Raw genomic sequence first — 14,192 nt, 5'->3', positions numbered from 1 at the left:
AGCCTATGCTATGTCTGCGACTTGCCTAAGATCCACTATAAATATACGGATTTATACCGCAAGGAAGGACTGGGTAGATAATTCTACGATGATGAAAATATTCCACATACGTCATATCTTTCTCGCGAGAAGGGTATGGTAACTATACTTTGCACATGTCCACCGCTTCATCTGGTCTTATGAATATGGTCTCCGACTTGCTCCATAGACTTGAATAACCCTCTAGATTAAGAGTATTTTTGATTATGATCTCTGCTCTGCCGCTTGTGGATAAAACTCTTCAATCCTCTGATTTAATTCCCTTCCTTGGGCAGTATCAGCTTCTCCCTCAGTTGCTGAAAGAATTGATTATTGACCAAGCGACTCAAGATATGACGCTGAGCCCTGAGGAGGCCGCGCAGGCCGTTGAGCAATTCTATCGCCAACATCAAATTGCGGATGAGAACCAGAAGCAAGCTTGGCTTAAGCATTTTCGCATGACGCCTGAGCAACTGGCACTTCAGGCACAACGACAGGTAAAACTGCAAAAGTTTAAGTATCAGACTTGGAACAATCAGGTAGAGTCAGATTTCCTCCAGCAAAAAGGTCAGTTTGATCAATACGTCTACTCACTTATTCGAGTCGCTAGTGCTGAAGTGGCTCAGGAACTCTATTTTCGGCTTCAAGCAGGGGAACAGCCCTTTTCTGAGTTGGCCACTCAATATTCACAAGGTCCTGAAGCTCAGACTGGGGGGTTGATTGGGCCGGTTCCTGCATCAAATTTACACCCGACCCTTACCAAAATTCTCTCCAATGCCCAGCCGGGTCAAGTGCGTCCCCCCATTCGGTTAGGCGAGTGGTTTGTGATTGTCAGTTTGCAAAAATTAATTTCTGCTCAACTCGATGACACGCTACGGCAACAGTTGCTGAATCAGCGTTTTAATGACTGGTTGCAAGTGCAACTCCAATCCACATCCGTTGCTAATGACGCTATTACTGTTTCTGTGCAAGCACCATGACTTCTGCCATCCTTTCGGTCGAATCTTTCCTTAAAGATCTGCCAGGTTTTGATCAACTGTCAGACTCTGTCTTATCTTCGTTAGCTCAGGAGTTTCAAGCGCTGCGCTATCCTTTGGGACGACCGATTTTAACCAATCGGGCCATGCCCCAGGATTTTACGCTGATTTATCAGGGGCAGGTGCGCCTGCTGGGGTACGATCCGCGCACAGAAACACCGATTACACTGAGTCTACTAGGACCTGGTGCTGCCGTGGGTTGGATCAGCCTTGTTCGGCAAACGCCTTGTGAAACGGCGATTGCATCTGTGGAAACGGTGGGTCTCAAGTTACCCGCTGCTACTTTTCTGGAACTATTGGCGCATGAACCCGCTATTGCTCAAGTTTATGATCAGCAACCCAGTATCCTAGAAACCTTTGATGTGTTAGGTCAACATCTGTTGATCCGGGCAGATGGTTCAACTGATCTGAAATCTTTAGCGGAACAGACCATGACGGATAGCTTAGTGAAAACTAGCGCAATCCGAGATATTTCGATTGATCAGCTACAACCCCATCTGCAGTGGTATGTCAGTGGTGGGACTGTGCCTGATCTCGAAATTGGTCAGTCTTTAGAAGCTTGCTTAGAGCAGCTCCATGGCAAAATCTCTCGGTCCGAAAAGCTGCGGCTGATCGGTTTGGCCCCCCCTAAGCCCACAAAATCGATCCAACCACAACCCATTGTTGATTCTCAACCCATTCTGGAAGAGATTCCTGAAGCCCCTCCGCTGCTACCTGCGGTGGAAGATGCACCAATTAAAAAAGGGAAATACCCCTTTAAGGCTGGTCGAGGTCCAGTTGATGCTCCGCTGGCCTGCTTTCAAATGTTGGCATTGCATCTCAACTTGCCGTTTCGGAAAGATGTGATCCGCCGTATTCTCAAAAATCATACCGATCGCAATGGTCCAGGGATTTCGCTGCCCGTTTATGGTGCAATTTCGGAATCTATGGGATTACGGGCACAGCTTGTAGAAACCCCTGCTTCTGCGTTTCCGCGATTGCCAACGCCAGCCCTAATTAACTGGCAAGATCGCTTGGCCCTAGTGTATGCAACGAGTGCCCAAGAGATTGTGTTTGCGGTACCCGAACAAACCTTGCTCCGTAAGCATCCCGACAGTTTTTTGGAATCCTTTGGTGACAGGATTCAGGTTTTACTCTTAGAGCGGACCCATGAGACCCCCCAAAGCCACTTTAATCTCAGTTGGTTTTGGCCCTCGATTAAGAAACATCGGAAGGTGTTGATTGAGGTCCTGGTAGCCTCATTCTTTGTCCAACTGTTTGGATTAGCCAATCCTCTGATCACCCAAGTCATTATCGACAAAGTGTTATCTCAAGCCGCCCTAGGGACACTGAATGTTTTAGGTCTGTTGTTGGTGGGTGTGGCGATTTTTGAAGCCTTGTTGAGCAGCTTCCGCACGTACCTATTTGTGGATACCACCAACCGGATTGATATGACCTTGGGGGCCGAGGTGATCGATCACCTGGTGCGCTTACCCTTACGGTATTTTGACCGGCGGCCTGTGGGTGAACTCGCGACTCGGGTGAATGAGCTAGAGAATATTCGCAAATTTATGACCGGCACCGCACTCACCGTGGTGTTAGATGCGGTGTTCTCGGTGGTCTATATCGTGGTCATGGTGTTCTATAGCTGGTTGCTGACCATTGTGGCCTTGGCAACCGTGCCTTTGTTCGCCGTATTGACCTTAATTTTTGCACCGATTATTCGCCGCTTAACTCGGAGTAAAGCCGAAGAAAATGCCCGGACCCAATCCTATCTCGTGGAGGTGGTCTCTGGGATCCAAACGGTCAAAGCCCAAAATATTGAGCTGAAGTCTCGATGGCAATGGCAAGACCGCTATGCTCGCTATGTTAGCTCTGGGTTTAAGGCCGTTGTGGCATCCACCACAGCGGGATCCATGAGTGGCTTTTTAAATAAGTTATCGAGTTTGTTATTACTGTGGGTGGGAGCCTATCTCTTTATTCAAGGGCAGCTTACAGTCGGGCAACTGATTGCGTTTCGGATTATTGCGGGATATACGACCGGACCACTGCTGAGATTGATCCAACTCTGGCAAAACTTCCAGGAAACGGCCCTGTCCCTAGAGCGATTAAGCGACATTCTGGATTATCCCCAGGAAGTGACCGAAGCGGATCGAGACTTGATTCCTATGCCCTTAATTCAAGGGGGAGTGAAGTTTGACGATCTGTCCTTCCGTTTTAAAGAGACTGGACCGATGCAGCTGCAACAGGTTGCTCTGGATATTCCGCCTCAAACCTTTGTGGGGATTGTGGGTCAGAGTGGATCGGGTAAAAGCACGTTGATGAAATTATTGATGCGGTTGTATCCAGCGAACAGTGGCCGGATCCTGGTCGACCAGTATGATATTAGCAAGGTTGAACTCTACTCCCTGCGTCGCCAAATTGGCATGGTGCTGCAAGACAGCTTGCTGTTTGATGGCACAGTGCAAGAGAATATTGCCCTCTCCGCACCTGATGCGACCGCAGAAGAGATTGTGGGGGCGGCCAAGGTGGCCTATGCCCATGATTTTATTATGGAGCTACCGCAGGGGTATAACACCCGCGTCGGCGAGCGCGGTTCGTCTCTATCGGGGGGGCAACGGCAGCGAATTGCGATCGCACGGATGGTCTTACAAAATCCCCAGCTTATTATTCTGGATGAGGCCACGAGTGCGCTGGATTACAATGCTGAGCGCCAAGTCTGTTTCAATCTGGCAGAAGCCTTTGGCGATCGCACCGTTTTCTTTGTTACCCATCGCCTCAAAACCTTGGAATCTGCGGATATGATCTTAATGATGGACCAAGGTCAACTCGTTGAGCAAGGCACCCATACAGAACTTATGCAGCAAAAAGGACGTTACTACTGGCTGTACCAGCAACAGGAGACGCAATCATGACGAGTATGCGAGACTTTTCAGGTGAGGATCAGCAAAAAACAAAGGTAAACGTTAATTCATCTGGCCCCCCTGATGCTGCACCCAACGTGGTGCCTTTGACGAAGGTCCAACAGAAGAAAAAAGAAACACCTTTTGATCGACCTGTCCTTCTCCAACAATCGCCCACATGGTCTAGAGCCATTATTTGGGGCATTGTGGGGGCAGCAGCGGCAGCGCTGGCCTGGGCCTGCATATTTGAAATTGAAGAAGCCATTCCGGCCAGTGGCCAGTTAGAACCGAAGGGAACCGTAAAAGCGATCCAATCTCCCGTTGCTGGCGTTGTGGACGAAATTTTGGTTGAAGAGGGACAATCCGTTAAAAAAGGGGACGTCCTGATTGTCCTCAATCGCAAAGGGACCAAATCTGAAATTAACTCCCTAAAGCGGCAGCGCCAAAATCTGGTGCAGGTGAATGAATACTATCGACAGCAGTTGCAGGGCAATACAGATGCTTCGCTTCCTGACATCATTAATCCAGAACTCATCAATTCCACCCGCGATCGCCAAGCCCTTGTTGCTGAGAACAAGCTGTACCGAGCCCAATTAAGCGGAGCCAAGGAACTCAAAAAATTCTCTGAGGAAGAACGCTTACGACTGCAGTCGGGTTTGGCTCAAGGGTCTAGTAGTGTGGCTGCGGCCCAAGCCCAGGTGCTGCAATCAGAAAAGCAGCTGCGTCAAATTGAAGTGCAACTGCAGCAAAACAAGATCCAGCTGGAGAGTGTTCAGGAGACCCTGAAGCTGAACCAAGAAATTGTTGAGGATATTGAGGCAGCCTATAAGAAGGGGGCGATTTCTCGCATTCAGTTTAAGCAACAGCAAGATGAGGTACAAACGGGGGCTGCTGAAGCCTCTCGCCTCCAGCAAGAGAAGCTGCGTTTGCTCCGTCAAATGGAGCAAATTAATCAAGAGAAAGTGCAGGCGGAAGCTCAAACTGCTAACACCGCTGCCACTAACCAGCGAGATTTACTGGATCGCATTGCGCTCAATGCTCAAAAAGTCACGGAAATTGATAGTCAATTGACCAAAGCGATGGTTGAGAATCAACGTGCGATCGCAGATCTCGATAACCGAATAAAGCAGGCCAATCTGACCCTCGGCTTTCAAGAGTTAACAGCCCCAGTGGATGGCGTGGTGTTTGATCTACAGCCCAGTTCGCCTGGTTTTGTCGCTAATGCCAGCGAACCTATTTTGAAAATTGTGCCCGCGGATAGCTTGACAGCCAAAGTCTATATCACGAATAAAGATATTGGCTTTGTACAGACAGGAATGCCTGTAGATGTTCGGGTCGATTCTTATAATTTCAGCGAATATGGGGATATTGAAGGCACCATAGAATCGATTGGTTCCGATGCCTTGCCCCCGACTGAAGTCAGACAGTTTTACAGCTTTCCAGCGACTGTAAAATTAGATTCGCAAACCTTGGAGACGAAAGGGCGCAAGTTAGCGCTCCAGTCAGGGATGTCCATTAGCGTCAATATCCAGGTGCGCAAGCGACCTGTGATTAGCTTAATTACGGATCGATTCTCCAAGGAAGCCGATGGCATCAAACACTTGCGCTAGACCTCTCGTCTGAGACCATGACTAGAGCAGCGTCTCCTCTCGTCTGGGTGATGATGGGGGTGGCTGGCTCGGGAAAAACCACCGTGGGACGTTTACTAGCGGCCCGTTTAGACTGTGATTTCTTGGAAGGTGATCGCCGCCATCCTAGGGCCAATATCCAGAAAATGGCCGCTTATATACCGCTGACCGAAGGGGATCGACAGCAGTGGTTGGATGCGATCGCAGCCGATATCCGTCAAGCCATTCATCTAAAACGCGAAATCGTGATCACCTGTTCAGCCCTCAAACGGGCGCATCGCCAGCGCTTAAGGGCTTTAGGTCCCGTTCAATTGGTGGGGTTAGAGCTGCCAGAATCCGTCCTGTGTCAGCGCTTAAACCAGCGATGTCATCACTATATGCCCGCTCAGCTCCTCGCCAGTCAGCTCGAAGCCTTCGAAGCCATCGGTGTAGAAGAAGCCATCTTGACTGTTAATGCCACGCTGCTTCCGGCAGAGATAGTTGACCAGATATGGCAGCAAGCCATTGACCGCTATCCCCCGTTGGAACGAGCCTGGTGGCACCGCTAGTTGATTGCAGGTCGGGTAAACAGGGATACTGCTGAGAGGGACATCCCCTCCATTCACCCCTTTCTAAAGGACAATGCCCGTGGATTCTTTGCCTCAACCTCTGCAGCTTTTGGCTCCGCTTTTGAGTCCTGAGCATTTATCTCCCCTATTAGCACTCCAACAGCATTATCCAGAGGGGTTGGTTCATCAAAACTGGCCCGTCTATGCCCAAGGCTCCGATCCACTGGGATTTTTGCTGCAAGTCTGGCGGGAGCAGCGCCCGGAAAATGAACCCCCAGCTCCGATCTGGAAATGTGATGTCGCAGCGATTGCCGCCTGCCCTTATATTTCTACTTTGGTCAATAGTATCCATGCGTTTCAGAGTGAAGCGGGGGAGCCAGACCAATGGCTAGTGGCTGCTTGGTGGTGGGGAAGTGCAGCGATTGTTTGTCGCACGACTGCCGATAAGTTAGAGCATGCGATCGCAGGCTGGTATCAGCGATATCGCTGCGCCGTCCTTTACCTGCAATCCCCAGAAATGGAGCAAGACCCCCAAATTGTGGCAGCCTACCAAGCAGACCTTACCTGTAGCCATTCCTTGGACGTACCTCAGCAGGTGGATTTATCCTGGGCAATTCAAGATGGGTTTGACTGGGGTCAATGGCAACTGCCTTCAGCGCTGCAACCCTGGGGCAGCCAGGCTGAGCTAGGTCAAAGGGTGATTGCCCACAACCCCGCGAAGTCCCCTTCCAGTGCTCAACCCGCTCAGGTTTCTAACGCTGACTGAGAATCAGCAGGCTGTGATCAGCGCTTGATCAATGATGAAGACTTACAGCTATCGGAACATATTGAACCGCGCGGGCTGGTCTCTGATACTGTATGGGCTACTCGATATTTTGATGCTGATCTATCGAGGTGAAAACGGCGTAAATTCAATATCCGGTCTTGGGAGTGTGGGCATCATCGCTGGTGTCTTCCTTTTGAGGGGAAACTTAAAGGTTACGATTTGGGTCACTCGGTGCTCAGGGTTTTACTGGATGTACCGGGTCTGCTCCACCGTCATCGGCATAGTCGTGTTTCAGGATCCAGATCTATGGATGGCTCAATTACGCCTGTCCCCGATCTTGAATTCTGTCTCGTGGATCTTTACCGGAGCTTTAGCCATCTATTTACCGTGGCTTTACTGTCAACTCCGCCATCCACAGATTCGGGCTGCCCTAAGGACCTCTGGAATAAACGCAGCGCCCCCTATTAGTGCATGGGTGGGAGGGGCTGGGCTGGCAGTCATCGTTAGCATTCTTATCTACCTTGCCTTTAGCAGCGCTGATGCGGTTGCAGCCTTGCAACGAGCTAAACAACAACTGGGACCAAACTACACCTATCGAATGACGTCGATTGCTTGGAGCGGTTCACAGGTGGAGGCAACCGTCACAGCCTATAACCGCAATAGCATTCAGTCGGTTGATGTGGAATGGACGAAATGACCTGGCAGTATGAAGCTACACAGTAGACTCTGACAATCCAACGATATATTGGATATGCGGCTAAACCGTGTTCGATGTTTATTCATCTGTTCAGATGTCTAGGCTCGTACATCAGGTTTTGAGTGAATTAACTGTACTTTTATTGATTGAGAACGCTTCATGGGATCTGGTTTGGAAATGCTGACATCTTACCGCCAACATGTTCAGGAACGGGCTGCGTTAGGCATTCCGCCGCTGCCGTTGACGGCTGAGCAGACGGCCGATCTGTGTGAGCTGCTCAAGTCTCCCCCGGCAGGGGAAGAAGAGGCGTTGATGGCATTGCTGCGCGATCGCATCCCCCCTGGCGTCGATCAGGCGGCCTACGTGAAGGCTTCGTTTTTGAGTGCGATCGCAACCAACGAAACCACCAGTCCCCTCATCACCCCCATCGCTGCGGTTGAACTCCTCGGCACCATGATGGGCGGTTATAACGTCCAGTCTTTAGTGGACCTGCTCAAATCAGATAATGCTGAACTCGCCACCGCTGCCGCCACGGCCCTCAAGCATACAGTCTTGGTTTACGACGCCTACCACGACGTCATGGAGCTAGCCCAAACCAATGCCTATGCCCAGTCCGTCGTTGATTCCTGGGTGGCAGCAGAATGGTTTACTAGCAAACCCAAGTTACCCGAATCCATTACCGTTACTGTGTTTAAAGTACCGGGCGAAACAAATACTGACGACCTCTCACCAGCTCCCCACGCCACCACACGACCCGATATTCCCCTGCATGCCTTGGCCATGCTAGAAACTCGGATGCCAGACGGGCTAGAGACCTTGGCTCAACTCAAGCAAAAAGGTCATCCCGTCGCTTATGTAGGAGATGTGGTTGGTACCGGATCATCCCGAAAATCAGCGATTAACTCGGTTCTCTGGCATATTGGCGATGATATTCCCTTTGTTCCCAACAAGCGAGCTGGCGGCTACGTTTTAGGGAGCAATATTGCACCTATTTTCTTCAACACAGCGGAAGATTCAGGCGCCTTGCCGATTGAATGTGATGTCTCTGGCTTAGACACTGGGATGGTGGTTACCATCCATCCCTACAAAGGCGAAATCACAGATGAGGCAGGCACCGTCCTCACGACCTTTACCCTCAAGCCCGAAACCATTACCGATGAAGTCCAGGCGGGAGGCCGGATCCCCCTACTGATTGGCCGGTCCTTGACAGACAAAATTCGTATCGAGCTAGGAATGGAGCCGAGCGACGTCTTTACTCGACCCACTCCACCACCAGATTCCGGTAAAGGCTTTACCCTGGCCCAAAAGATGGTGGGCAAGGCTTGTGGTCTTCCGGGTGTTCGCCCTGGCATGTCCTGTGAACCCTTAATGACCACCGTGGGGTCACAAGATACCACGGGGCCGATGACCCGTGACGAGATGAAAGAGCTAGCTTGCCTCGGCTTTAGTTCTGATCTAGTGATGCAAAGCTTTTGCCATACCGCGGCCTATCCCAAGCCCGTTGATATTGATACCCATACCCATCTGCCCGACTTCTTTGCCTCTCGGGGTGGGGTGGCTCTGCGCCCAGGAGATGGCATTATCCACTCTTGGCTCAACCGGATGTTGTTGCCGGATACCGTGGGTACAGGGGGCGATTCCCACACTCGTTTTCCCTTAGGCATTTCCTTCCCTGCTGGTTCGGGCTTGGTGGCCTTTGCGGCGGCGATTGGGGCCATGCCCTTGGATATGCCGGAATCGGTCTTGGTTAAATTCACTGGCGATCTACAGCCTGGCATTACCCTGCGAGATATCGTCAATGCTATTCCCTACGTCGCTATCCAAAAGGGATTATTGACTGTCGAGAAACAGAATAAGAAAAATATCTATTCTGGCAGAGTCCTAGAGATGGAAGGGCTGCCGGATCTAAAACTAGAGCAAGCCTTTGAATTAACGGATGCATCGGCAGAGCGATCGGCCTCAGGCTGCACCATTAAACTCAGCGAAGAGACGGTGGCCGAGTATCTACGCTCTAATATTGCCCTGCTTAAGAATATGGCGGCCCGTGGCTATCAGGATGCCCGGACGATTCTGCGCCGGGTGGCCAAGATGGAAGCATGGCTGGCCAATCCGACTCTGATGTCAGCGGATGCCGATGCCGAGTATGCCGAAGTGGTGAACGTGAACCTGAATGAGATTCGCGAACCCTTGGTGGCAGCGCCTAACGACCCAGACAATATTAAAACGCTGTCTGAAGTGGTGAATGACCCCATTCATGAGGTGTTTATTGGTTCTTGTATGACCAATATTGGTCACTACCGGGCCGCAGCTAAGGTCTTGGAAGGAGCAGGAACCACAAAAGCACGGCTCTGGATCTGTCCCCCCACCCGCATGGATGAGAAGCAACTGCGAGAAGAGGGCTACTACGGTATTTTTGCTGCAGCCGGGGCGCGCACCGAGATGCCGGGCTGTTCCCTCTGCATGGGAAATCAGGCCCGCGTGGAAGATGGGGTAACGGTGTTCTCGACTTCAACCCGTAATTTCAATAACCGCATGGGTAAAGGGGCGCAGGTTTATCTAGGGTCAGCAGAGTTGGCTGCTGCTTGTGCATTACTCGGCCGTATCCCCACCCCAGAGGAATACCAGGACATCGTCGCCAAGAAGATTGATCCCTTTGCGGCGGATCTCTACCGCTATCTCAATTTTGATCAGATTGATGGCTTTATTGATGAGGGTCGCGTGATTCCTTTGGAGGAGTTACCTAAAATTGAAGATATTTTAGGCATGCCTGTCAGCTGAGAGATCACAGATCAGGCTATCTCTTTGAGAATGCATTGAAGGATGAACGATTGCGGCCTTGCGCTGGACAAGGTGCTGTATTGGCATGCTCAATCCACGGCGAAAGAGGTCCCAGTCGATGCTCTGATTAAAGATATGCTTTAACTGATTAAAGCGGAAAGATTTGGCCTAAACTTTAGTGCATCAACATAAAAAACAAGTATATATTCGCCCTCTTAAAACCATAAACTGATTCATAGAATGAAAGTACTGATTGTCAATCATTATGCGAGCCCTCCATCCCTTGGCATCAGTGGCCGTCACCATATTCTTGCCCAGCAATTAGTCAATCATGGCCATGAGGTATTGATTCTAGCCTCTTCTAATCATCCCTATATTGATGAATCTTATACGCCTCCTAAAACGCCATCTATTTTTGAAGAAGAATCTGTAAAGTACTTAATTTTATCTTCCTACAACTACACAGGGAATGGCATAGGCAGATTACTCAATATCCTGACATTTGCCTGGAATGCTGTCCAAGCCTTTAAAAGGCAAAATTTATTTATCCCCGATATTGTGATTGGCTCATCGGTTCACCCTTTTGCTGCTCTTGCGGGCGAAAGGATTGCAAGGCAATATGGTATTCCATTCTGCTTTGAAGTACGAGATTTTTGGCCTCAAACCTTAATCGACATGAAGGTGCTGAGCAAAAGGCATCCACTCAGTGTCATCTTTTATAAAATAGAAAATTATTTATATAAAACAGCCCAAAGAACTATTGTTTTATTACCTTATGGGCATGAATATATTTGCAACTTAGGTATTCCAAAGGAAAAGATTCAATATATACCCAATGGCATTGATTTAGATGGCTTTATAAATGTCACACCGCCACAGCAAGAAACAGGCGAGGCTTTTAAAGTGATGTATCTAGGATCGTTTGGACCAGCCAACAACTTAGAAACATTGCTTGCAGCTGCTTTGCTTCTCAAGCAGGACACAGCGGTCAATTGGTATCTGATTGGCGATGGTCCTGAAAAAGAACGCCTTAAAAACAAGGTGCAACAACTCCATTTGGACAATGTTTTTATTCAAGAGAGGGTTCCTAAATCTCATGTCCCTCAGCTACTGATGAACACAGATGCACTTATTTTTCATCTGCTGAAAGTAGACGTATTTAAATATGGCATTAGCCCTAACAAACTATTTGATTATCTAGCCTCCTTTCGACCCATTGTTTATGCCTGCAATGCTCGTAATAATCCAGTTGCTGACGTACAGGCAGGTCTATCGATATCGCCAGAAGATCCCAAAGCCATGGCTCATGCCGTGAAGCAGCTGGCTTCAATGTCTCTGGAAGAGCGTAATCTTATGGGCCAAAACGGCAGGTCCTATGTTGAAGAACATCATGATTACAAAAACTTGGGTAACACACTCCATCAACTTTTAGCCGACGTAACTGAAGAATTTACCGTTTAACCCATCACTGGATTAATGAGTTTTTAGCTGAGTGAGTCTGCATCGAATCAGGCAGATGGACAGTGGACAACCTGCCTAGGTGTACTACAATGCAGTACAAACTTGAATTCATCTCCTCAGTTAATTGGCTCGTCTATGATGTCCTTGCGTACCGAACCTTACCTCCACCAAAAAGCGCGCTGGCCTCAGCAGGGACGAGTGAATGAACTACCCCGCCCTAAGAGGAACGGGGTTTCCGTCCTGCTTAGTTTGAGATTTTGCACGCTTCTTCGCCCCAAGTTGCCTCATGCTTCCGCAGTCAGTAGAGCTTGGCGACTCCGCGTCTAAAGAGGTCAATTCCTGCCCCCTGGCCCAAATCAGATTAACCTGAGCCGCATTAACATCTCTATCCTCAATATGTCCACACTTTGGATTAGAGCATTGATGTACCCGGTCGCTGAGCGTCTTAGGCGTCAACTCCCAGCACTTTGCACAGCGTTGAGTGGGCTTGAGTGTGCGAGTGGGGGACTCCAAATAAAATCCTCCCGCCTCAGCCGACTTATAAGCCAACAGGCTACCGATAGTTGCAAATCCCACAGAAAGGATAGACCGATTAAGCCCAGCCTTCTGTTTCTTGCGCCTGCCTCTCTTAGATTTGCGAGTCATGCCAGACACATTTAACTGCTCTCCTGCAATTAGGCTATTACTGCTCACTATCTTGCTGGTGATTTGATGCAGCCAATCGTGTCTTTGGCGTGTGACTTTTTGCTGTGCTTTTGATTTACGGCGTTGGGCAGCAATCCATCGTTTAGAAGGTTTAATTCCTGCCTTACGATTAGGAGAGCGCTTACGCCGTAACGCTTTTGATAGGCGCTTAACCAACCGCTCTCCCGCAGCAATGAACTCTGGCTTAGGGATCTGCTCACCCGTCGATAAGGTGATCGCTTCCTTGCAGCCCAAGTCAATGCCCACAGCCCCTGGTTGAGTTGAACGAACGGGAACACATTTGACAGTAATCGAGGCATACCATTTACCCTGCCGATACACAATAGTGCAAGTGGTTGGCTCCCCCCAGGTCCTAACCTGACCTCTCATCCTGATCGTTCCCAGATTTGTGAGCTTCAGGTGCCCATGTTTGCCGTCTGTCTGTGCCTTCCAACTTTGTTTACAAGGGTAAGTCCAACCCGAATAATGACGAAAAGACTTGAACCTGGGATGCCCTCTAAGCTCTTTAAAAAAACCTTGAAAGGCCATGTCTACCCGCTTTAGAGTGGCTTGCAATGCATGAGACCCTAATGCTTTGAATTCAGGCCACTGCTTCTTAAACGCAGGCAAACAGTTTTGTTGAGCGAAATAATCAACGCTAATCCCCCAGCGCTTATACATGTCACGCCGCTCTGCCAATGCCGCATTGTACAAGTAGGCATGCAACCGACGCCATTCAAAAAGCTGTCGCTCTTGAGCAGGTGTGGGGTAAAGCCTAAAGGTGGTGCGGCGTGTTAGCATAATTCGATTATATCTAAATGTCCTGCATATTAATTAAGTATGGCAAAATGTATATACAGAAAAAGATCACATAGCGTTTACTCAATTGTCCTGCATACTTATTTCGTCACCGCCTACCGCCGTCAATGCCTAACGCCAAAGATGATTGATAGAGCGCAAGACATCGCTGCTAGCGTACTACTCTCGAAAGAGTGTCATTTGTTGGAGTGTGATGGAGAACCAGACCACATTCATCTACTAGTAGATATGCATCCATCCGTTGCCCCTGGCAAAGTATTTGGAAGTGTTAAAAGCGCCATTAGTCGGACGCTGAGAAAGGAATTTGAAAAACAACTGAGGGAATATTTCAAAAACTGGAATAAGGGGTTATGGGGGGATCAGTCTTACTATGCTTCCAGTGGTGGGGCACCGATTGAGGTGCTAGAAAAATATATTCAAGAGCACTCTAGAGGCAGCGGTTCAGCGGTGAAAAAAGATCGTAAGCCTTAGAGGCAGCTAGCCTCACGACTTACCGCTATCCTGCACCGCCTTGCTTCGCTGAAGACGGGGATAGTCGCGATTCAGTTCTGGGTGTCCTGGTGCAGGGGGACCCAGACCATCATCCAGCCGTCCATAAGCTAGAGCGACGGGCGATTCAATTGGGCCTACGGGGAGAAGCCATTCGTCAGTATGCTCAAGAGTGGATTATTGATATTGAAGATATTTCAGATTTCGTGGCAGAACAGCGGCAGCATGTGGTGTCTGGTCACTATGAAGCCCTCCGAACGTCTGCAGAATCCCCCTATCCGGTTGAGGATCGGGAAACCGCTGACAAGTTGCAAGTCCCACAAATTTTCCCTACATCTTGTTGAAGACTTGAATTGGAATGTCACAATAAGGTTTGTGATCGAGA

11 protein-coding genes are annotated in these 14,192 nt (G+C 49.4%); 10 read left to right on the top strand and 1 reads right to left on the bottom strand.

Annotated features, from left to right (window positions below; genetic code table 11):
* Nucleotides 1-245 precede the first annotated feature (245 nt).
* The 8 genes from Q0986_RS02760 to Q0986_RS02725 all read left to right on the top strand — a co-directional run bounded on the left by Q0986_RS02760 (nt 246) and on the right by Q0986_RS02725 (nt 11,815).
* Nucleotides 246-998, top strand: coding sequence for a peptidylprolyl isomerase (locus tag Q0986_RS02760; RefSeq protein ID WP_299403333.1), 753 nt, complete (start codon nt 246-248; stop codon nt 996-998).
* Nucleotides 995-3,949 carry a peptidase domain-containing ABC transporter gene (locus Q0986_RS02755; RefSeq protein ID WP_299403330.1) on the top strand — a complete coding sequence of 985 codons (2,955 nt, stop codon included), beginning with the start codon at nt 995-997 and terminating at the stop codon, nt 3,947-3,949. Before Q0986_RS02760 ends, Q0986_RS02755 begins: the two co-directional genes overlap by 4 nt.
* Nucleotides 3,946-5,547, top strand: a complete 1,602-nt coding sequence (locus Q0986_RS02750) for an HlyD family efflux transporter periplasmic adaptor subunit (protein WP_299403327.1) — start codon at nt 3,946-3,948, stop codon at nt 5,545-5,547. Before Q0986_RS02755 ends, Q0986_RS02750 begins: the two co-directional genes overlap by 4 nt.
* A 17-nt stretch (nt 5,548-5,564) precedes the next feature.
* Complete coding sequence (locus Q0986_RS02745) at nt 5,565-6,113, top strand: gluconokinase, GntK/IdnK-type (protein ID WP_299403323.1); 549 nt, start codon at nt 5,565-5,567, stop codon at nt 6,111-6,113.
* Nucleotides 6,114-6,192: 79 nt separating this feature from the next.
* Complete coding sequence (locus Q0986_RS02740) at nt 6,193-6,879, top strand: hypothetical protein (RefSeq protein ID WP_299403320.1); 687 nt, start codon at nt 6,193-6,195, stop codon at nt 6,877-6,879.
* A 31-nt stretch (nt 6,880-6,910) separates the two neighbouring features.
* Nucleotides 6,911-7,576 (top strand): hypothetical protein, encoded by a 666-nt coding sequence (locus Q0986_RS02735; RefSeq protein WP_299403318.1) that lies wholly within the window; start codon nt 6,911-6,913, stop codon nt 7,574-7,576.
* A 177-nt stretch (nt 7,577-7,753) separates the two neighbouring features.
* Nucleotides 7,754-10,354: a bifunctional aconitate hydratase 2/2-methylisocitrate dehydratase gene (gene acnB / locus Q0986_RS02730; RefSeq protein WP_299403438.1), complete on the top strand. Its 2,601-nt coding sequence runs from the start codon at nt 7,754-7,756 to the stop codon at nt 10,352-10,354.
* Nucleotides 10,355-10,594: 240 nt separating this feature from the next.
* The gene (locus tag Q0986_RS02725) at nt 10,595-11,815 is read left to right on the top strand and encodes a glycosyltransferase family 4 protein (protein WP_299403316.1); all 1,221 of its coding nucleotides are present in this window, start codon (nt 10,595-10,597) and stop codon (nt 11,813-11,815) included.
* Between the two features lie 207 nt (nt 11,816-12,022).
* Here Q0986_RS02725 and Q0986_RS02720 read toward each other — a convergent pair whose 3' ends face one another.
* Entirely contained in the window at nt 12,023-13,300 is a 1,278-nt protein-coding gene (locus tag Q0986_RS02720; protein ID WP_299403314.1) for a transposase, read from the bottom strand.
* A 39-nt stretch (nt 13,301-13,339) separates the two neighbouring features.
* Here Q0986_RS02720 and tnpA point away from each other — a divergent pair, with 39 nt between their 5' ends.
* Both tnpA and Q0986_RS02710 read left to right on the top strand, forming a co-directional pair.
* Entirely contained in the window at nt 13,340-13,789 is a 450-nt protein-coding gene (tnpA, locus tag Q0986_RS02715; RefSeq protein WP_299403312.1) for an IS200/IS605 family transposase, read from the top strand.
* A 77-nt stretch (nt 13,790-13,866) separates the two neighbouring features.
* Nucleotides 13,867-14,151 carry a DUF4291 family protein gene (locus tag Q0986_RS02710; RefSeq protein WP_366918497.1) on the top strand — a complete coding sequence of 95 codons (285 nt, stop codon included), beginning with the start codon at nt 13,867-13,869 and terminating at the stop codon, nt 14,149-14,151.
* Nucleotides 14,152-14,192 lie beyond the last annotated feature (41 nt).

Origin of the sequence: Acaryochloris sp. IP29b_bin.148 (assembly GCF_028285565.1) — a bacterium.
GTDB lineage: Bacteria > Cyanobacteriota > Cyanobacteriia > Thermosynechococcales > Thermosynechococcaceae > Acaryochloris.
Note: the sequence above shows the minus strand (reverse complement) of the source record. Positions and strands in the feature narration are given on the sequence as shown.